The following is a 20,132-nucleotide window of genomic DNA, read 5'->3' as shown; positions in this document are numbered from 1 at the left end:
CTCAGAGAAGGCGGGCGCGTAGGCGTGGTCGGCCTGTGCTTCTACAGGTGCCGCCTCCTCCACGATGTCCGGAACGGGAGAATCTTCGGCAGGCTCTGGTGCCGTGTCTTCTGTTGTCGTTGTTGTGAATCCTGTGGGTGTGTAGCCACCGGCGGGCTCATTGAGCGGCGTTGGCTCTTCGATCTCTTCCAGCGCAGCAGGTTCGTCTTCCGGTGTCACGCTGAACGCATTGATCGCATCGTGTTGCGCATCGTCGCTCGCTGTCGCGTCGGCGTCGCCGTCTGTCGCGACGGTGTTGTCATATGTCGCCATTTGTTCAATTTCGTCGCCGGATGTCGTCTCACTGTCGACTTCGGTCGCCGTCACGGCTGTGTTCTCGTCCGTCAGGATCTCGTCTTCCTGCGCCGCCTCTTCAGGCCCGGCAGGCGCAACCATGGAGGCACCATTGACCTGGTCAGCGAGGCTGGCGACCGCGAAGGTGATGTCTTCGGACTGGCTGTCCATCTCGGCATAGTCTTCCGCGTCGAGCGGGGAACTGTCATCGAGTGGGTCTTCGACACTGTCTTCGGTCACCTCGACCATTTCGACTGGTTCGTCGACCGGTGGATCGATCATCTCTTCAGCCGGGGCCTCCACAGCGTCCAGTCCGGCCAGCACGGCGCTGATGGCTTCTTCCGCGCCGCGCGCATGGCGTTTGGCTTCGCGGTACAATTCTTCGACGAATTGCGCATAGGGGCGGCCCTCTGCGTCGATCTCATCAGCAAATTCGGCCGGGCTGCAGGTCTCTATTTCGCGGCCCTGGGAATCTGTCAGCAGCACCGCGTGGGGGTCGGCTGTCAGCGTGACCCGATATCCTTCGGTGTCGTGGGTGATGTTCCCATCTTCGCCTTCCTGCCACGCCACTTTTTGCCGGCGCGTCATGTCGCCGAGCTTGTCGATCAGCCGTTTGGTCGATGGGTGTAGCATCAAGACCCGCCTTTCTGTTTGTCCCGCGCCTGCGTTTCTATCAATTACAAGCTGCTAGGCGAATGATCAAACGTCCAGACGCGCCAAAATCATGGAAATGGCGCGAAATCCGGCAGGTTACAGTTTCCGCTGAGTTAATCGGCGGTCTGGGGCAGCTCTGGCAGGAACATCATGCGCGCAAGAACGGGTTGCGACGTGTCGCCATTTGTCGCGAAGCCCCACTGAAAGCGTGCGCCCGTGTCACCGCTTGTGCAGATCAGGAGCCCTTCGGCCTCATCCACGCCGTCCTGACAGGTTTCTCTCTGTGCATCGGTGAGCTGGTCGAGCGTGAAGCTGCCCACGCGTTCGCCGCCCGGACCGGCAACATCCGGGTGCGTGGTCGTGACACGCTGGACCTGGCCAAGTGACCAGTCAGGCTCCAGCACAAAGGCGGCTTCGGCCTGGCTGTCGGCGACAACTTTGAAGACCGGATAGGTCTGGCCTTCTGCCTGCATCTGGTCCGGGACGACCTCAAAACCGGGGAAGGCGGCGCGGATGGCATTTGTATTGAAGGGAATTGCGCCGGACAGGGATGCCGCGCCGTCCGGACCGATGGTCGCGAGCGATGCTTCAGGAAGCGAGGCCTCCTTCGTTTCGGCCTTCACCCTGGCGACATCCTTCAGGAAATCCTTCACGGGTTCCCCCTCTGCGACGGAAAGGTCCGTTCGGAATCCACGCACCACGCCATTCGGATCGACCAGCAGGTAGGACGGCGTCCATTTGATGGCGAGCGCGTCGCGCAGGCTGGCATCTTCATCGAGCAGCGTCGGATAGGAATATCCCTTGTCCTCGAAATAGGCGCTGACAGAACCGTACTTTCCGTACATGTCAGACGGCGTTGCGCGATTGGCGTTGGCCGGCGTGTGAATTGACAGGAAGCCGAGATCCGGATCCTGCTCGATCGCAGTTACCAAGGCAGCGACATAGGGCGCATCGGCCATGCAGTCGCCACACCAGATGCCCCAGACGTCAATCACATTCCATGTGCCGTCCAGCGAGGCCGGATCAAATGCGGTGCCGTCCGCCATCTGGCCGGACAGGGCGGGCAGGGGCTCTCCCAGGAGAGCATAGCTGTAGGGCCTGCCGTCCGCGTCGCGTGCGATGGTTTCGCCTTCGCGAACCGTGGCGGTTTCCGGTGCGACCGTGTTGGAGGTGATGAAGCCCGTTGCAGCGTTCGGATCCGTGCTGACGCCGTGATCGGCTTTGTCTGCTCCTTGCCCGCAGGCAACAAGCGCGATCAGGCTGGCGGCAGAGATGAATTGGCGGATCATGATGGCTCCAGTTCGGGCAAGTCGATGGGTGTCAACATAAGGTCTTGTCCCCAAAAGGAAAACGCCCCGAACCGAAGTTCGGGGCGTTCGCTGCGTTCAAACTGAAAAGGATCAGCTGAAGATTTCGAACAGTCCGGCTGCGCCCATGCCGCCGCCGATACACATGGTCACAACACCATATTTCGCGCCGCGGCGCTGGCCTTCCATCAGAAGGGAGCCGGTGCAGCGCGCGCCGGTCATGCCGAATGGGTGACCGATGGAGATCGAGCCTCCATTGACGTTGTACTTCTCCGGGTCGATGCCGAGACGGTCGCGGCTGTAGAGGCACTGCGATGCGAAGGCTTCGTTCAGTTCCCACAGGTCGATGTCGTCAACTTTCAGGCCGTGACGCTCCAGCAGGCGTGGAACAGCGAAGACCGGGCCGATGCCCATTTCATCCGGATCACAGCCAGCGACGTTGAAGCCGACGAAACGGCCGAGTGGCTTCAGGCCACGCTGTTCGGCTTCCTTGGCTTCCATGACGACCACAGCGGCGGCGCCATCGGACAGCTGGGAGGCGTTACCAGCGGTAACGTATTTGCCTTCCTTGACCACCATGCCGCCAGAGAAGACCGGCTTCAGGCCAGCAAGGCTTTCATAGGTCGTACCGGGACGGTTGCATTCGTCACGGTCACAGACGACTTCCTGGAAAGTCTCTTCGCCGGTTTCGCGGTTGACCAGCTTCATCGTGGTCTTCAGCGGAACGATTTCCTCGGCCATGTAGCCTTTTTCCTGGAAGGCAGCGGTGCGCTTCTGGGATTCAACGGAATATTCGTCCTGATATTCGCGGCTGACGCCATACCGGTCCGCAACGATCTCGGCGGTCTCGATCATGGTCATCCAGATCGCAGGCCACTTCTTCATCAGTTCGTCTTCGGTGTAGCGGTGCACGTTCATGTGGCCGCTGCGGGAAACGAGGGAGAGGGATTCAACACCGCCGCCGATGGCAACCGGAGCGCCTTCATTGATGACAGTGTGCGCTGCGTTGGCGATGGCCTGCAGGCCGGACGAACAGAACCGGTTGATCGTCGCGCCGGACGTGGAGGACGGGCAGCCAGCCCAAAGCGCCGCGTTGCGGGCCACGTTGTGGCCGGTTGCGCCTTCTGGCTGGGCAGAGCCGAGGAACACGTCTTCCACAGAAGCGGCTTCGATGCCGGCGCGGTCAATTGCGCCCTTGATGGCATGGCCGGCCATCGTGATGCCGTGCGTGTTGTTCAGGGATCCGCGGCTGGCTTTCGCCATGCCAGTCCGGGCGTAGGATACAATAACGGCTTCGCGCATGAGCTTTCCTCCAAGATAAGCGTCGTTGTTGCGGCGCACACTAATCAGCAGAATTCCGCAACGCCAGCCTTACCTTAGCGTAAGCGGAACGCAGAAACTGCATTGTGATCGAAAAACCCGTGCGAGCAGGGGGCTGAAGCCCGTCCGAATGAAACCTAGTTCTCTCCCGGTTGATACTTGAAAGACCAGGTCAGCGAGTAGATCGGATCGTCGTCAAGGCCGGGTACGGGCTGTTCGAACGGCTGGGCCATTTCAAACCCCAGCGAGGCATAGGTTTTCCATTTCAGACGTACACCCAGGCCGGCTGATCCAAGCGTGATATCGCGCAATTCGGTGCCAGATGCGTTCAACGATCCGCCGCCATAATCTGCAAAGGCATAGATCTCGCTATTCTTGAAATCGCCATCGCTGAGCGGCCGATAGGCGGGCTCGATCAGGCCAGCATAGCCAGTGTCGAACGCCACCAGGCCGTTGCGAAAGCCGCGACCATAATTCGTGCCGCCAATCAGAAAACGTTCATTCGCAGGCAGGGTGTCATTCGTCCACTGTCCGGTGAGGGACGCGCGCAGGAAAGTGCGGTCGCCGAATTTCTGAACCAGACGGGCCGTGCCGCCGAGCTTGCCGAAATCGAGTGATGCACCGGGCGTCGAGGTCTCGGCACCTTCAATATCCACCCCCCGGGAATAGAGCACGCTGCCTGTCAGCAGGCGTGTCTTTGCTGACTTGCGCGCAGACAGGCCAAGGCGGGCTGCTGTGACTTCGTCATTGGCGATGACCGAGCCGAAGGCTGCATTCGAACTCATTGTGTGATCGATCCGTAGGCTGGCCGAGACTTCATGCTTGAAGTCCAGGAGGATCGGGTGGGTCAGACTCGCCGACAGCCGCGTCGCTTCGCCTTCAATGGGCAGCGTGTCGGGTTTTGTTTCTTGGTACACAGCGGCGACATCCAGCAATGTTCCGCGCAGGCCGACAGTCGTGGCATAGGTCAGCTGCGCGGACCGGGCCTGTTCGCCATCGCTCGCGACCGAGACTTGTCCGGAAAGCTTGTCGCCTTCCCGGAGGAGGCCGTAGACGGTTCCACCCGCTGCGATGCGCCCGGTATCGATCAGGCGGGATTCGCGACTGTCGAAGCCGGCATAGAAGCGGTTCTTGCGGGGTTCGATGTCGAGGATGAGATTGGTCGCGCCTTGTTCTCTGGTTGTGCCAAGGCGGGGGTTGACCTTCAGGCCGGGCACACGCCGGACGAGTGACAGGGCGCGCTCATAATCCGTGCTCGAAGCAGGCTGCTGACCGACAAGGGGCGCCACATAGCCTGCGATGAGCGGGCTTTCCGTCAACTCGCCATCCTTCCGGATGATCGCCTGTTTTACATAGCCTTCAGCGACATGAACCCGCACCACGCCCTTGGAAAAATCCTGCGACGGAATCGCCAGAGAGAAGAGCGCGACAGGAGAATTCTGGTACGCCTCCGACATGGCGGCGGCGAGAGCTTTGAGAGTTTCTTCGTCCGTAGGCTGACCGAGAAATGCCTCGGCCGCGAGCGCGACGTTTTCCGGGACGTCGGAGCCGACAAAGTCAATGACTTCAATGTTTGCCTTCGTCTTCTCAGTTGGCGTCGAGACGTCGAGCCGGCCGCGTATTTGAGGCGCTTCGAGTTTGGGTGGTTCGGTCTCAGGTGGTGAAAACCCCGGATCGAGTGAGGGATCAGGATCAGTCGCGGAGCTTTGAAGCCCCGCGGCTGGGAGTGGCAGAAGCATCGCGCTCAAAAGCACGAACGGCACTGCGATGTGAGCGCGATGTTTCATGTCTTGGCCTGGGCTTAGCGTCCGCCGCCCAGTCCGGAAAGCAACCCGCCAAGGCCGCCTTCGCTGTCGTCGTCAGAGCTGCCGGTGACTCCGTCCAGAAGGCCTGCTTTCCCTTCGCCGGAGAGCAGGTCTTCCAGCCCTTCCTGCAGGTCTTCGCCTGCGTCTGCCAGCAGGTCACCGGACGAGTCGGGATCCAGCAAGTCGGTCCCGCCGAGCGTGTCCTCCACGCCGCCAACAACATCAACTGTCGCGACGCCGGGGATTTCCAGGCCACTCTCACTTTCAGGGGCCAGGTCGACGTTCAGCAATGTGTCGTCGCTCGCGACGCCTGCTTCGAGAAGGGTGCCGGATGCCTGCTCTTCAGACAGGACACTGAGGCCAATGAGGCCAGCCTCGCCGTCTCCGCCGAGCGATTCGGACTGGTCGAGCAGGTTCACCGAGGCCAGGGTTGCTTCGCCATCAATGAGATCGCCTTCACCTCCGATGACATCCACGCTGGCCACGCCCGGAATATCGAGCCCGCCATCGCTGTTTGGTGCGAGGTCTGCGTTGAGGAGCGTGTCATTGCTTCCCACGCCGATTTCGCCGAGCGTTCCGGATTGTTGGTCGGCTGCCAGAATGCTCGTCCCGATAAGGGACTCTGAGCCGTCGGCACCGCCCACAACATCGGCCGCGCCGACGCTTGCGGTCAGGATTGGCGACGGCGCTTCAAGCACACCATCCACCAGGGGTTGTTCCCCATTGCCAAATCCGCTGAGTGCGTCGCCTGTCGCGGTGACGGTATCTGCCGCTGCGACAATGATGTCGCTGACGGCATTGCCGTCCGAACCGCCAACTCCTGCCGCGAGCTGCTCACCCGTTTCTGACAGGGTATCGCCAAGCGAAACGGCAGGCTCGCCAATGACAGGCGGGGATGTGGACGGGTCGCCCAGATTGGCCAGCAGGCCTGTGCCGCCGATGCCGTTATCGCCTGTCAGGCCGCCCACGGCGATCATGCCAGCCTCGCCGAGTCCGAAATTGCCATCCTGGCCGTCCATGCCGTTCATGCCGTCGGCGCCATCAGTGCCATCCCGGCCATCAATGCCATCGCGTCCGTCTGCGCCGGGCGCTCCGCGTTCACCCTGCGGGCCAGCCGGGCCTTGTTCGCCCTGAGGGCCAGCGGGACCCACTTTGCCAGCCGCGCCGGATGCGCCGGGAGTGCCGATACTGGCATACCGTTTGGTTCCGCTGGAGTTACATGCGGTTGCCATCAGCAGTGCGCCAATGGCGGCGGTTGTAATGAGGTGTTTCTGCATTGAGGTCGTCCTCCTTTGTAGCCAGCGGCTAAGGGATCGGGCCTTTTCGGCCCTTGTACTGGCCAGCAATCAAAGGGTGTTGGAGACATGTTGCAGAGGCATTTCGAGATCCTGCCATTCCGCGAGACCTCATTTACGTTTCGATAAGAAGCCAAGCGTTTCCGCGTCAGGTCAGCCGCGGTTTCCGTCTTCGAAACTTGCCAGAGTCCACTCTGCAAACTCAGACAGGTTTCCGCTACGGAACTTGAATCCTGCAATGCCTGCTGCACGCGCAGCGGCGATGTCGGTATCCTTGTCACCGATCAGGAAACTTTGCTCACGTTTGACGGGAAATTCAGCCATCGCCGTCAGCAGCATCCCGGGATTTGGCTTTCGGTCGAAACTTTTTTTCCGATAAAGCGGGTTCTCACCCTCTTCGTGGAAGGGGCAATAATAGACCTTATCAATGTTAGCGCCTTTCATCGAAAGTTCCGCCAACATCCAGTCATGAAGCGTTTGCATATCGCTTTCGGAATAATAGTTCCGGGCGATGCCTGACTGGTTTGTCACGACGAATACAAACCAATTGCGCGCATTAAAGGCTGCGATCGTTTCCGCCGCGCCGGGAATCCACTCGAAGTCCTCGATGCGGCTGACATAGCCCTTGTCGACGTTGATCACGCCATCTCGATCTAGAAACAGGGCTGGCCGGGAAGCAGTCATTGGATCGGTCTCTGCCCGTCCTCCCGCCAAGTTGCAACTCTCCCATTGGGGGGAATTTGCTGGACCTGACCGGCAAAAGCAGATTTCCTTAACCATGGAGGGGCCGAAAGAGCCCCCCGAAATGCCTTAAGGGAGGGCGTATTATGGAAAGTATCTTACCACTCATTCTGAGCGCGATTGGCGGGCTAGTCATTGGACCGTTGGTTGCGCGCCTTGGCGGCGGCGGTGGCACCGGGGGACTTATCGGTGGCATTGTTGGCGGCATTGGCGCGCATTTCGGACTGGATGCGGCAGGTATTCAGGTGCTGGGTGATGCGGCAGCTGATCCTGCATCCCTGATGAATATCATCAACTCGCTGCTCGAAGGCGGCGTGGGTGGTGGCATCGTTGGCGTGCTGGCCGGACTGGTCATGAAGCCGAAGGGCTGATCACGCTGCGAAATCCAACGGACGCCGGCCCTGTCAGGGGCCGGTTGTCCCGTCATCGTCGGGCAGGGCGCCCCGGTTCGCGATGACCCCCCGCTGAAAGGGAATGAGCGAGACTGCCGTCAGGATTGCGGCGAGCAGGAATGCCGCGCCTGCAAAGTGAATGCTGGATTCCGGACGGGTGAAGTAGAACAGCGCGCCGCTCATCAGGATCGGGCCGAAGATCATCGCGAACGAGTTCAGGCTGGCGGACGCCCCCTGCAATTCACCCTGGGCATTCTTGGGGGTGACAGTCGACATGAGCGCATTGAGGGCGGGGTTTGCCACGCCGCCGAGCGCGTTGAGCGGAATGATGAGATAGACGATCCATCCGGCGCCCGCGATCGCGAACAGGAAAAGCGATACGGCATTGATAAGGATGCCATACAGGGCGGTGCGAACCGTGCCGAAGCGTTTCAGCGCCTGTCCCATGAGGCCAGCCTGAACGATTGCCGCGCCGACGCCCACAAGGCCCAGCGACAGACCGATATCGCGCGGCGTCCATTCGTAACGGATCTCGGTATAGACCGACCATGTGGATGGGAAGACGGTGTGCGCCAGGAAGAAAATGCCTGCACAGGCAAGGAACCAGGACACGTGGGGCAGTTTGGAGAAGTGTTTCACCGCGCCGAACGGGTTTGCGCGTTTCAGGTCAAAATTGCGTCGGTCTTCCTGGTTGAGCGATTCCGGAAGCACGAATGCGCCATAGATGAAGTTGAGACCGGCGAGCGCGGCGGCGGCGAAGAAGGGCGCGCGCGGGTCGAAATCCCCGAGGAAACCACCCAGAACCGGGCCGAACACGAACCCGAACCCGAATGCTGCGCCCGTCATGCCGAACGCCTTGCCGCGTTCTGCCGGTTCGGTGACGTCGGCAATATAGGCGTTGGCCGTTGAGAACGTCGCGCCTGAAATTCCGGACAGGGCCCGCCCGAGAAACAGGAGCCAGACAGAGTTGGCAAAGCCCATGATCAGGAAGTCCAGCCCCAGCGTCGCGATTGAGGCGAGCAGAATGGGGCGACGGCCATACCTGTCAGACAGCGATCCCAGAACCGGCCCAAACAGGAAATTCATGATCGCATAAGTCGCGCCGAGCGCGCCGATATACAGGGTGGACTGTTCGGCAGAGATGTTGCCGAGTTCCTGCACCAATGTCGGAATCACCGGAATGATCAGGCCGAAGGCCAGCATGTCGATCGCGACCGTGATGATCACGAACATGAACGCGTTCTTGTCGTGGCGCTTCGTTGAGGCAGGGGAATCTGTCATGCGCGCATCTGGCCGTAGCGTCCGGTCTGGTCAATGCGTTTATGCGTCCACTTTGTTGACCATGTCGCCGGGTGACGCCTTGCCGAGCAAACCGGGCTGTGGCCAGTCTGGGAAATGACCGATGGAATTCCCGTCACGCGTCGGCTCGTGTCCGCCCAGCGGGCTGACAATATTCGCCAAATGGTGCGCAGAGCAGAGACGCTCGGAGATGCGCCTGATGCGTCTCGGCTGGCGAGGCCGGACGACGCGCCGGCGCTCTATGCCCTGTTGTCTGATCCTGCAGTCCATGCACCGATTTACACGCTGCCGCGTCCGCTGACAGAGGCAAGTGTTCAGGCGTTCATCCAGTCCCATCTGGACGAACGGGAGGCGGGCACGGGCCTGCTGTTCGTGCGGGCGGCAGAGGATGGCCGCATCATGGGCTACAGTGATGTGCAGGTCTGGCCGCACTGGGCCGCAGGGGAGCTGGGCGGCGCGCTGCACCCGTCAGAGCACAATAGAGGGCAGGGCACACGCGGCGCGGCGGCAAGCTTCGACTGGATGTTCGAATCTCTCGATCTGGACCTGCTGTGTGAAACGGCCAGCCTTGAGAATGTGCCCACCCAGCGCATGCTGGACGGTATGGGCTTTGAGCGCAAAGGCGAGGTAGAAAGCCGTCGGCCGGACGGCTCGGCGCGACGGTCCCTCGTCTGGGAAATGACGCGAGATGCCTGGCGCGCCAGACAGGGGGCCGGTCAGCCTTAACAGCGCCTGCAAGGCCGGATAAGGATAAGGTCTGCGAATCCGGAGGGCCCGACACGTGCTGACCTATATCCTGCTTGGCCTTGTGGCCGTTCTCATTGTCGGGGGCGTGCTCATCTACAATCGCCTCGTCAGCCGGTCACAGATGGCCGACAATGGATGGTCCGACATTGATGTTCAGCTGAAACGCCGGGCGAACCTTATCCCCCAATTGGTGGAGACGGTGAAAGGCTATGCCGCGCATGAGCGGGACTTGTTCGCGGAGATCACCGAAAAGCGAACCCAGGCCCTGGCAGCGGGTGATGATCTCGCGAATCGGGGCGCGGCGGAAAGCGCGCTGTCGCAACCGGTTGCGCGCCTGATGGCTGTGGCCGAGGCGTATCCAGACATGAAGGCCAGTGCGAACTTTCTGGAGTTGCAGCAGGAGCTTTCCGAGACCGAGGACAAGATCGAGATGGCGCGGCGTTTCTACAATGGGGCTGTGCGTGAGCTGAACACCAGTATTCAGAGTTTTCCGGCCAATCTGCTTGCCGGACCGTTCGGGTTCCACGCGCGATCATATTTCGAAGTCGACATGGCCGATCGCGCACTGCCCGAAATCGATATGGGGAGCCGGTCGTGATGCTGCGCTTTTTCGCGGCATGCCTGGCCGCCAGCCTGTTTGTGCTTTCCGCCGTCGCCGAAGAGCGGATCAACAGTTTCGACGTGGCCATCACGGTGGAAGAAGATGGAGATATTCAGGTGTCTGAAACACTTCAGGTTACATCAGAGGGCGTCCGCATCCGCCGGGGCATTTTCCGCGAATTGCCGCGATACTACGCCGATGATGAAGGGCGGCCGGGGGACAAGCTGCCCTACCAAATCAATGTAAAGCGCGTGACACGGGATGGCCGCAAGGAGCCCTATGCCGTGGAACGCGACGGCAATGCCTTCCGTATCCGGATCGGGGATGCGGATGTGTTTATAGATCGCGGCGCGCATACCTATGAGATCGAATACGAAGTAAAGAACCAGATCCGCTACTTCGACACGCATGACGAATTGTACTGGAACGTGACGGGAAACTATTGGCTGTTCCCGATAGATCAGGCCGCGGCGCGTATCACGCTGCCAGAGGATGCACGCGTGGTCTTGCAGGACGGATATACAGGCGGTTACGGAAACTCGGGCAGCGATTACGCCTATCGGCAGAGCGGCGGCGCCCATGTGTTTGAGGCAACGCGACCCTTCGATGCCGGAGAGGGCCTGACCATCTCGCTGGGTCTTGAGAAGGGCGTGATTGAACCGCCGTCATTTGCAGACAAGAGCGTGCTCTGGTGGTTCCGGTATGGCGCGCTGGGCATATTGCTCGCCTCATTCCTGGGTGTTCTGGGATTCCTGATGCGCAGCTTCAGGAAAGTCGGAGAGGATCCTCCGAAGGGCCCGGTCTTTGCGCGTTATGAGCCGCCAGAAGGGTTGTCTCCGGCTGCGGTGCATCATGTTTACTTCAGGGGCTTTCGCGGCCACGGGGCGCTGATCTCGACACTGATAAATATGGGCACAAAAGGCCTCGTGGATATTGACGCATCAGAGAAGAAGTCCACTGTGCTGACCCGCAAGGGCGGTGCGGCGGCCGCCCTGACTGCTGACGAGCAAAAGCTCGATAGCGAATTGTTCGATGGCAAGAAGACGCGCACGCTGGGCGGCAAGTATGATGCCAGCTTTACCACCTCCTACACCTTGTTTCGCAAGGCCCTGTCGCGGAAATATGGCAAGCCGTATTTCCGTTGGAATTTGAGCTATACACTTGTGGCCGTGGTGCTGACCATTGTCGGGGTCGCTGTGGCGATCACGCAGACGGTCAATTGGTCCGTCTGGCATTTGGCGTTCATCCTGGCGCTCGCTGCGCTCAATGGCCTGTTCATGTATCTGATGCCGGCCCCGACGCCGAAAGGGCAGAAGATCCGCACAGAGATCGAGGGCTTCAAATTGTATCTGGAAACAGCTGAGAAGTTGCAGCTGAACACGGTCGAAGTTGGCAGTGACGCACCGCCGCCCATGAGTGTTGAGCGCTATGAGCGGTTCTTGCCTTACGCGATTGCGCTGGATGTGGAAAAGCCCTGGACGAAGTATTTCGAGGACACATTGCCGACAGAGGCGGCGTCGTATTCTCCTGCCTGGGGACATTTCGGCAGTCGTTCGTTCAGCAATGTTGGCGGCATGAATGATGCTGTCATGTCCAGCATGAGCACGGGTGTCAGCGCTTCATTGCCGCAAAGTTCCAGCTCTTCCGGTGGAGGAGGGGGCGGTTTCTCCGGCGGCGGTGGCGGCGGCGGCGGGGGCGGCGGCTGGTAGCTGCCTAGCGAGCGCCCGGCGCGTGGCGATCAAGGAAGGGCACGATAAGATCCAGCAGCACGGGGATCATTTTCTCCGGCATGTCGTGGCCCCATTTGTCGAGGATGTTTAACTCTGCTCCCGGAATACGGCGGGCGATATCCTCTCCGGCGGCCGGCTTGATCAGCGTGTCCACTGCGCCGTGCAGAACCAATGTAGGGTGCGATACGCGCTCCAAACGCTCATGCCATCGCGGCTGGGCCAGAATGGCTGCGTACTGCCGTGCGACGCCCACGGGGCGATCCGAGCGCGTCATGGCATCCATTGAAAGCTTCCGGATATCATCGTCTGAGTTGCGGATATCGGGATGCGATCCGTATGCCGCTGCAGACTTGACCGCCTGGTCCGCTATGGCTTCAGGCGTGCGCTCCGGCGGGACCGATGTAAGAGCCTCAATGGCAACCGGATCTGACGGGGGTAGGGACGGGTCACCCGATGTTGTCATTACCGGGATCAGTGTTCGAACTTTCTCCGGATGGTTCAGTGCCATGAGCTGAACGATCATGCCGCCCATCGACACGCCCAGTATGTCAGCCTGGTCTGCACCGAGGGCTTCGACAAGGTTGGCGGCGTCTGCGGCCATGTCATCCAGAAGGTAGGGCACGCTTTCATGGACCGGTTCGCCCGCGGCAATGCCTTTGACGATGCTTTCAGGAGATGGCGGCACTTTGCCTGCCAGTTCCGTGCTCAGCCCGATGTCGCGATTGTCGAATACGACGACGCGTCGGCCGGCATCGGCCAATCCCTTCAGGAATGCTTCGGGCCACCGGGTCATCTGCCCGGAAAAGCCTGACACGAGCAGCATCAGCGGATCTTCAGGTGAACCTGTCTCAGCGTACTCGATTTCAATTCCGTTGACGGCAATACGCGGCATACAAGATCCTTTAGCGGCTGAGTTCCTTCATCGCCTCGTCCAGGCCTTCCAGCGTCATCTCAAACATGCGGTGCCCGCCAATCAGCTCGCGGATCAGTTTGATGGAGCCGGTATATTCCCACGCGCCTTCCTTGACCGGGTTCAGCCAGACAAAGTTCGGATAACGCTCAACGAAGCGCTGGATCCAGATGCCGCCGGCTTCCTCGTTCCAATGCTCGACGGAGCCGCCTGCATAGGTGATCTCATATGGGCTCATCGTGGCGTCGCCAACGACGATGACCTTGTAATCGGATGGGAATTTGTTCAACACGTCCCAGGTCGGGATGCGATTGTTCATGCGACGGCGATTGTCCTTCCACAGACCTTCATAAGGGCAGTTGTGGAAGTAATAGTATTCGAGGTTCTTGATCTCGGACCGCGCAGCTGAGAACAGCTCTTCCATCACGCGGACATATGGGTCCATAGATCCGCCGACATCCAGCAGCAGGAGCACGGAGACCGTGTTGCGTTTCTCCGGGCGCATTTCGATGTCGAGATACCCCTTGCGCGCCGTGTTGCGGATGGTCTGGTCCAGATCGAGTTCATCATCAGCGCCGGTGCGCGCCCATTTGCGCAGGCGCTTCATGGCGATCTTGATGTTGCGTGTACCGAGCTCAACCGAGTCGTCGTAATTCTTGAATTCGCGCTTGTCCCAGACTTTCACCGCGCGGCGATGGCGGGATTTTTCCTGCCCGATGCGCACGCCTTCCGGGTTGTAGCCGTTGGCGCCGAAAGGAGAGGTGCCGCCCGTGCCGATCCATTTGTTTCCGCCCTCATGGCGCTTCTTCTGTTCTTCGAGCCGCTGTTTCAGCGTCTCCATCAACTTTTCGAAGCCGCCCATCGCTTCGATCTCGTCCATCTCTTCCTTGGTCAGGAATTTCTCGGTCATCTTGCGCAGCCATTCTTCCGGCAAATCCTGCACGTCTACCGCGTCGGCGAGCGTATCGAGCCCCTTGAAGACGTGGCTGAACACCTGGTCGAACTTGTCGATGTTGCGCTCGTCCTTCACCAGGGCCGCGCGGGAGAGGTAGTAGAAATCCTCCACCTCCATATTGATGACCTGCTTGTCCATCGCCTCCATCAGCAGGAGGTATTCCTTCAGCGTGACAGGCACTTTTGCTTCGCGCAGCTCATTGAAGAAGTTCAGGAACATGGGGCGGTCTCTTCGATTGGGTTCTCCTGAAAGATAGCGTCGCCGGGCCGCCCTGTCCAAGATGACGCTGGGAAAAGCAAAATGCTGCTTGACATGAAACCTTTTGGTTTCCTATTAAAAGGGAAACCAAAAGGTTTCCTATATGACTGATCCAGACGTATTCCGCGCGATTGCCGACCCCACTCGTCGCCAGATTATGGCCTTGCTCGCCAGCGGCGATTTGCGCGTGTCTGACATTGCCAGCCGGTTCGACATGAGCCGACCAGCGGTTTCCAAACATCTGGCCCTGCTTGAATCGGCCCAGCTGATCCGCGTTGAGCGCCAGGGCAGGGAAGCCATTAATTGTCTCAATCCCGACGGGCTGAAGCCTGTTGCGGAATGGCTGACCTTCTTCAGCCAGTTCTGGGACGACAAACTTCTCAAACTGAAACAGGCCGTGGAGGGATCCGATGACTGACGCCACTCTTACCAAAACCATATTCATCAACGCCGCGCCGGAACGGGTCTGGACCTATCTCGTCGAGCCGGAAAAACTGGCGCGATGGTTCCACGAGGCAGATTCGGACCTCAGCGCAGGCACTGACTATGCGCTGCTGCGCGAAAACCCGGACAAGCCCGACCCGAAGATGATTTGGGGCAAGGTTCTGGTATCGGAGCCGCCTCGTCGCCTGCGTTACACATTTACGCATGCGTTCCTGAATGGACACGAAACCATTGTGGACTGGACGCTGGAATCCGCATTTGGTGGCACACGACTGACACTGGTGCATTCCGGGTTTGAAACGTTCGACGGTGATGTGTTCGACATGCTGACAAGTCACGACAAGGGCTGGGACCAGCATTTCGTTCGGCTGCGCACGGTGGCTTCCTGAGCGGCTTACTCATGCCCGGTTCAGCTGCTTCTTGCTAACCGGGCAGCATGAAATCCCTTCTGACCAGTTCGCTGTTCAGCATTGCCGCGTTCGGTTTGGACGCTGCACATGCGTTCGAACATCCGGCGTGCGGCACCGCTGATGAGGCGGCGTGTATGCTGGACGCGATCTGGTCGGCGGCTGAGCACTTGCCCGCAGAAAAGCAGAACCGGTTGAAGGCGCCGTTTCTGGAAACCGTGGCGAAGAGTGGCGACACGCTGTTGCTGCGGCACTGGCAGGCGCGGCTTGGCGCAGATCTGAGACGTGAGAAGGCCGTCGAACCCTATGCGAGGAAAAAGGCCAAGGCGGCTTTGTCGCGGGGGAATTGGACAGCATTTTTGCGCGATGCACGGGCAGGGGCGCAGCCTTTCAATATTGGCCGTCCTGAGATCATGGCAGAGGGCGCGCGTCTGGCACCGGACGCTCCAACCCGACGGCGCGTGGTTGATGCGATGTTCGAATTGGCCGGGCGTCCAATTGCAGCAAGCGGACTGGACCGGTCGTTTGAACAGGCCGATTTCGGTCATTCCCTCGCAGAACTGGCGATGGAGGCATGTGACTTGAGCAGTTTTGACCGTGCCATTGCGCTCACCGCTGATCCGGAGTCTCTACGCTATGCGCTGTGGCGGCGGCGGATTACCGGGCAGGCCGGAGCGCTGGCTGGGCGCATCCGGGCGGACGCGAATTCCGACGATACGCACCATGTTCGTCTTGCCCTCGACGGCTATGGACCCGTCCTCAAGCTCGGTTATTGCAATTGATGGGAACCTGAACCGGGTTCGCGCGTTACACGCGGATGGAGTTTACGCCCATTGAAGACCTGAAGACCGAAGTCGAAAACATGGCTTCAGCCTTCTTCAAGAGCCTGCCCAATCTCACCATTGCGCTGGTCATCCTGATTGTGACCCTGATTGCGGGCCGGATTATCCGGGCGATTGTCTCGACGGCCATGCATCGCGCGCGGGTTCGGGACGCATTGGTGACATTGGCGCAAAACCTGATTTCCATCGCGGCCTGGATCGTCGGCGTTGCGATTGCGATGACGGTGATTTTCCCGTCCGTGTCGCCATCTGACATTATTGCCGGTCTGGGCCTGACATCGGTCGCGATCGGCTTCGCGTTCAAGGACGTGTTCGAGAATTTCCTCGCAGGGGTTATCATCCTTGGCCGCGAGAAACTTCGGATCGGTGATGTGATCGAATGCGAAGACGTCTATGGCCGGGTCGAGAGCATTTTGATCCGCGAAACCCATGTCCGGGAAACGGATGGCGAGCTTGTCATCGTGCCGAATTCGTACCTGTTCAAGAATCCGGTCAATATTGAAACCGACCGCACCCTGAAACGTCAGGAGCTCGTGGTCGGCGTCGATTATGATACCGACATGCGCAAGGCCAAGTCGGTGTTGCAGGACGCGCTGGCAGGCTGTGAGTCGGTCGAGCAGTCTGAAACCATGGACGTGCAATGTGTCTCGTTCGGTGGCTCGTCCATCGATTTCAAACTGCTCTGGTGGTCTGGCAGCCGCCCGGCGGACCAACGCGCAACCTATGACGAAGTCGCCTTTGCGGTGAAGGATGCGCTGGACGAGGCGGGCATCACCATTCCATTCCCGCAATCCACGCTATCGTTCCGGGAAGAGGCTGTTCCAATTCCGTTGAAGACGCGGGTTGTGAAAGAGCGGGAAGAAGCCCGCGAAAACAACTGAGCCCGCGCCCGATTGCCCCTTGGCGCGGCGGAGATTCGCGCCGTAGAATGCCCGTATGAGCGATTTGGAATTTACTGAAGATCCTGATGGCGATCCGCCTGAAGCCATTGTGGGCAGCAAGGAGGTTGGCGCGCTGGCCCACCTCTATCGCGCGGAAGTCTATCGTTCGACCATCTGGCGCCAACGTCTGGACCAGACGACGAACTGGGCTGTGATCTCGACCGGGATCGGCCTGTCAGTATCCTTTGCCAGTGATCGCGCATCTCCCTTTCCCATCGTGCTGGTCGGGGCGCTCTGCATCATGTTCCTGATACTGGAAGCGCGTCGCTATCGATTCTTCTATGTCTGGCGGTTTCGCGCGCGCGTGTTGGAGATCGCATTTTACGTCCCCATGCTGCGCGGGAAGGGCGCCCGGATACCGCTCGACCGAGGCACCGCCCTGTCGGACGATTACGAAAAGCCGCAATATCGAATATCCATGGCGCGCGCCATTGGGCGGCGGTTGCGCCGGAATTATGGCTGGATTTTCGCCATTCAGGGCGCGGCCTATTTTGCCAAGATTGCGATCCATCCAACCGATGTGCTGACTCTGGGAGAGTTTGTCCGGCGTGCCCATATCGGGCCGATCCCCGGTCTGGTTTCGATCATCTGTGGCCTGCTGTTCCATGCCGCCTGGATGACACTGGCCTGGAAAACCTGGTTCGACGAGCGCCAGGACAAGACCAAGATGGCCGACTTCCTGAAAAGCCGCGAAGACGTCAACCGGCGGCCCAAGGCGCAGCCGCTGGGCGACATCTCAAAGGATTGAGGTGCGTGTGACGTTGCCAATCGGTAGTCGCCCAAGCCAGTCAGTCATTCCAAATGAGCGACAATTGAAAAGTACTCTTAGGCAACAGGCTGAATACGTCACCGGTCCGTGAAGCGTTTAGTATGCGATCACATCGAAAAGTGCGGGGCTCGTTTCGTAGATGATCAAATGAGACGACATACCAGACCGGATATTTTAGCAGGAGGTAGTGCGGATCAATCCGTCGCCGCGATACCGCGCCATCCTCGCTCTTGTAGTCGATTTCCAGTGTTTCCAAATCCATAAATGCCTGATGCAAGGATTGAACAATCCGTTTTGGGGGAGCGGTGACACTGGCCTGCACATATGTCGAGGCCGTAGCGCCTACCAGAATTCGGGCTCTTAATCGGTCAACAGATTCACGTTTGGTTGGCGAGAATGACGCTACGAGTTGACGGCGAACCGAGTCGAGATTGGCCAGAAACAGAGGCGATTTCATTTGCTCCGCAACGGCAATGCTGATGAGAAGGTCAACAGCCTCGGAGTAATCAAGATTCAGGCGGCCGACGCCCCAGTTTCGATTGAGGCGTACGCCACCACCCCGCCCGCGATCGGCATCAATCTGCATTCCCTGGTCCCGCATGAGCGCCAGATCCCGGGTGATGGTGCGTTCGCTGACGCCGTGCTGACGGGCGAGGTCTTTGACCGTGCGGTGGGAGTCCTGTTTCAGTTCAACCGCGAGCAATTCTATCCTGCGCAATCTGACTGAGGTATTTGCTCTGGGCATCAAAGAAATACGACACAAAATGTCGCATTTTTCAATAAGCAACTCTCACCACACACCTCAACGCACGCGCTAGCTAAATGGCGTATTGGAGATTGCATCATGAAAATGAACTACTTCGTCGTCGGAACAAATGACATGCCCGCTGCTGTCCGATTCTACAAAGCGCTGTTTGAGCGGCAGGGTCTCAATCAGGTTGCTCCGTCCGACCGCATGACTTATTGGGTGGAGCAGGATTTTGCATTTGCCGTGGCGCGCCCATTCAACGAACAGCCAGCGACTTTCGGGAACGGCACTATGGTGGGATTCTGCGTCGGAACCGTTGAGGAGGTCAGGCGCATTCACGCCTTAGCCATTGAGCATGGCGGTACGTGCGAGGGGGCACCTGGGCAACGGGGCCCTAAATATTCTGCTTATGTCAGAGATCTCGATGGCAACAAGATTTGCTTGTCTGACTAAGCCGAGCACGACGAAGGCCGTGCGATAAAATTCTGACCGAATTCCATCCACAATGGCCCAATTCAGGATGATCGCATCTGTTCATCTCGGATTGGGGGTAATTGCATCTTGATGGTGCGGATTTAACCCGCCGGGCCTCTGCGGCCGCCGCCATTGCCGTCGCCGCGGCGGGCGAGGAAGGCGAGGCGCTCGAACAGGGCGACATCCTGTTCGTTTTTCAGGAGTGCGCCATGCAGGGGCGGGGTGAGGCGGTCCGGATCCTGTTCCTTGAGGGTCTCCAGATCAATGTCTTCATTCATCAGGAGCTTCAGCCAGTCGAGTAGCTCAGACGTGGACGGCTTCTTCTTCACACCCGGCAGTTCGCGCATGGCGTAGAAGGTCGTCAGCGCGTCCTTGACCAGCTTGTTCTTGATATCCGGGAAGTGGACATCGACGATCTCTTTCATCGTCTCTTCATCCGGGAACTTGATGAAGTGGAAGAAGCAGCGGCGCAGGAAGGCGTCCGGCAGTTCCTTTTCATTGTTCGATGTGATGATCACGATCGGACGTTGCTTCGCCTTGATGGTCTGGTCGGTCTCGTAGACATAGAACTCCATCCGGTCGAGCTCTTGCAGGAGGTCGTTCGGGAATTCGATGTCGGCCTTGTCGATCTCGTCAATCAGCAGGATTGGGCGCTTTTCAGCGGTGAACGCTTCCCACAGCTTGCCCTTCTTGATGTAGTTCGCCACGTCCTTCGCGCGCTCTTCACCCATCTGGCCGTCGCGCAGCCGGGAGACCGCATCATATTCGTAAAGGCCCTGGCTGGCTTTCGTTGTAGATTTGATGTGCCACTCGATCAGTTCTGCGCCGAGCGCCTTGGCCACTTCAACGGCGAGGACGGTTTTACCGGTGCCGGGTTCACCCTTGATCAGGAGCGGACGCTCCAAAGCGATTGCCGCGTTGACTGCCACTTTCAAATCATCGGTGGCGACATAATCCTGGGTGCCTTCAAAACGCATGAATTCTTCCTCATCTGGGTCTGACCCAACAATAGTGTGGCGGGCCTGAGGAGCAAGCGCTGACGTGGCGAAAGGGCAGCTGCCGCGCTGCAGCATCGAATTCATTTCTGCACCGGGAGGCTCTGTGTTAAAAGGAAGTCAGCCATGCGTACCGCCGCAGTGCCTCAAGCTTCAGATGAGCGC

The 20,132-nt window shown here is 59.3% G+C and carries 21 protein-coding genes; 10 read left to right on the top strand and 11 right to left on the bottom strand.

All coding sequences use genetic code 11. The features are described 5' to 3' along the window. The 6 genes from HF931_RS17090 to HF931_RS17065 form a co-directional block, all read right to left on the bottom strand. On the bottom strand, window positions 1-966 hold a 966-nt coding region (locus HF931_RS17090; RefSeq protein WP_273241318.1), incomplete at its 3' end, for a hypothetical protein. A gap of 134 nt (window positions 967-1,100) precedes the next feature. Next, entirely contained in the window at window positions 1,101-2,276 is a 1,176-nt protein-coding gene (locus tag HF931_RS17085) for a redoxin family protein (protein WP_273241316.1), read from the bottom strand. A 111-nt stretch (window positions 2,277-2,387) separates the two neighbouring features. Further along, a complete protein-coding gene (locus HF931_RS17080; RefSeq protein ID WP_273241314.1) occupies window positions 2,388-3,596 on the bottom strand; it encodes an acetyl-CoA C-acyltransferase in 1,209 nt (402 codons plus the stop codon). Between the two features lie 155 nt (window positions 3,597-3,751). Continuing rightward, window positions 3,752-5,401 (bottom strand): ShlB/FhaC/HecB family hemolysin secretion/activation protein, encoded by a 1,650-nt coding sequence (locus HF931_RS17075; protein ID WP_273241312.1) that lies wholly within the window; start codon window positions 5,399-5,401, stop codon window positions 3,752-3,754. A 14-nt stretch (window positions 5,402-5,415) separates the two neighbouring features. Further along, window positions 5,416-6,696, bottom strand: coding sequence for a collagen-like domain-containing protein (locus HF931_RS17070; protein WP_273241310.1), 1,281 nt, complete (start codon window positions 6,694-6,696; stop codon window positions 5,416-5,418). Window positions 6,697-6,867: 171 nt separating this feature from the next. Further along, window positions 6,868-7,398, bottom strand: coding sequence for a D-glycero-alpha-D-manno-heptose-1,7-bisphosphate 7-phosphatase (locus tag HF931_RS17065; RefSeq protein ID WP_273012942.1), 531 nt, complete (start codon window positions 7,396-7,398; stop codon window positions 6,868-6,870). Between the two features lie 143 nt (window positions 7,399-7,541). On the opposite strand from HF931_RS17065, the gene HF931_RS17060 reads away from it, so the two are divergent. Further along, window positions 7,542-7,826, top strand: coding sequence for a hypothetical protein (locus HF931_RS17060; protein ID WP_035551015.1), 285 nt, complete (start codon window positions 7,542-7,544; stop codon window positions 7,824-7,826). A 33-nt stretch (window positions 7,827-7,859) separates the two neighbouring features. Here HF931_RS17060 and HF931_RS17055 read toward each other — a convergent pair whose 3' ends face one another. Continuing rightward, window positions 7,860-9,128 carry a TCR/Tet family MFS transporter gene (locus HF931_RS17055; RefSeq protein ID WP_273241308.1) on the bottom strand — a complete coding sequence of 423 codons (1,269 nt, stop codon included), beginning with the start codon at window positions 9,126-9,128 and terminating at the stop codon, window positions 7,860-7,862. A gap of 114 nt (window positions 9,129-9,242) precedes the next feature. Between HF931_RS17055 and HF931_RS17050 the strand changes: the two genes are divergently transcribed. The 3 genes from HF931_RS17050 to HF931_RS17040 are packed head-to-tail and all read left to right on the top strand — an operon-like array spanning window position 9,243 to window position 12,203. After that, the gene (locus HF931_RS17050) at window positions 9,243-9,872 is read left to right on the top strand and encodes a GNAT family N-acetyltransferase (protein WP_273012945.1); all 630 of its coding nucleotides are present in this window, start codon (window positions 9,243-9,245) and stop codon (window positions 9,870-9,872) included. Between the two features lie 55 nt (window positions 9,873-9,927). Next, a complete protein-coding gene (locus HF931_RS17045; RefSeq protein WP_081806105.1) occupies window positions 9,928-10,491 on the top strand; it encodes a LemA family protein in 564 nt (187 codons plus the stop codon). Further along, window positions 10,491-12,203: a DUF2207 domain-containing protein gene (locus HF931_RS17040; RefSeq protein WP_273241306.1), complete on the top strand. Its 1,713-nt coding sequence runs from the start codon at window positions 10,491-10,493 to the stop codon at window positions 12,201-12,203. Before HF931_RS17045 ends, HF931_RS17040 begins: the two co-directional genes overlap by 1 nt. Before the next feature lie 4 nt (window positions 12,204-12,207). Here HF931_RS17040 and HF931_RS17035 read toward each other — a convergent pair whose 3' ends face one another. After that, window positions 12,208-13,116: an alpha/beta hydrolase gene (locus HF931_RS17035; RefSeq protein ID WP_273241304.1), complete on the bottom strand. Its 909-nt coding sequence runs from the start codon at window positions 13,114-13,116 to the stop codon at window positions 12,208-12,210. A 10-nt stretch (window positions 13,117-13,126) separates the two neighbouring features. Further along, window positions 13,127-14,308, bottom strand: coding sequence for a vWA domain-containing protein (locus HF931_RS17030; protein ID WP_035551027.1), 1,182 nt, complete (start codon window positions 14,306-14,308; stop codon window positions 13,127-13,129). Window positions 14,309-14,450: 142 nt separating this feature from the next. Between HF931_RS17030 and HF931_RS17025 the strand changes: the two genes are divergently transcribed. From HF931_RS17025 to HF931_RS17005, 5 genes are read left to right on the top strand one after another with little or no spacing between them, the layout of a single operon-like run. Next, the gene (locus HF931_RS17025) at window positions 14,451-14,765 is read left to right on the top strand and encodes an ArsR/SmtB family transcription factor (protein WP_273241301.1); all 315 of its coding nucleotides are present in this window, start codon (window positions 14,451-14,453) and stop codon (window positions 14,763-14,765) included. Further along, window positions 14,758-15,180, top strand: a complete 423-nt coding sequence (locus HF931_RS17020) for an SRPBCC family protein (RefSeq protein ID WP_273241299.1) — start codon at window positions 14,758-14,760, stop codon at window positions 15,178-15,180. Before HF931_RS17025 ends, HF931_RS17020 begins: the two co-directional genes overlap by 8 nt. Window positions 15,181-15,227: 47 nt before the next feature. After that, on the top strand, window positions 15,228-15,980 hold the full coding sequence (locus tag HF931_RS17015; RefSeq protein WP_273241297.1) for a hypothetical protein: 753 nt from the start codon (window positions 15,228-15,230) through the stop codon (window positions 15,978-15,980). Window positions 15,981-16,015: 35 nt separating this feature from the next. Further along, window positions 16,016-16,921, top strand: coding sequence for a mechanosensitive ion channel family protein (locus tag HF931_RS17010; RefSeq protein WP_273241295.1), 906 nt, complete (start codon window positions 16,016-16,018; stop codon window positions 16,919-16,921). A 55-nt stretch (window positions 16,922-16,976) separates the two neighbouring features. Further along, a complete protein-coding gene (locus HF931_RS17005) occupies window positions 16,977-17,729 on the top strand; it encodes a DUF2270 domain-containing protein (protein ID WP_273241294.1) in 753 nt (250 codons plus the stop codon). Window positions 17,730-17,769: 40 nt separating this feature from the next. On the opposite strand, the gene HF931_RS17000 is transcribed toward HF931_RS17005, so the two are convergent. Next, window positions 17,770-18,495, bottom strand: a complete 726-nt coding sequence (locus HF931_RS17000) for a helix-turn-helix transcriptional regulator (RefSeq protein WP_199285770.1) — start codon at window positions 18,493-18,495, stop codon at window positions 17,770-17,772. Window positions 18,496-18,594: 99 nt separating this feature from the next. Here HF931_RS17000 and HF931_RS16995 point away from each other — a divergent pair, with 99 nt between their 5' ends. Further along, window positions 18,595-18,951, top strand: a complete 357-nt coding sequence (locus HF931_RS16995; RefSeq protein ID WP_035551044.1) for a VOC family protein — start codon at window positions 18,595-18,597, stop codon at window positions 18,949-18,951. 122 nt (window positions 18,952-19,073) lie between these two features. Here HF931_RS16995 and HF931_RS16990 read toward each other — a convergent pair whose 3' ends face one another. After that, entirely contained in the window at window positions 19,074-19,949 is an 876-nt protein-coding gene (locus HF931_RS16990; RefSeq protein WP_035551385.1) for an AAA family ATPase, read from the bottom strand. Window positions 19,950-20,132 lie beyond the last annotated feature (183 nt).

This window comes from Hyphomonas atlantica corrig., assembly GCF_017795365.1.
Taxonomy (GTDB): Bacteria; Pseudomonadota; Alphaproteobacteria; order Caulobacterales; family Hyphomonadaceae; genus Hyphomonas; species Hyphomonas atlantica.
Note: the sequence above shows the minus strand (reverse complement) of the source record. Positions and strands in the feature narration are given on the sequence as shown.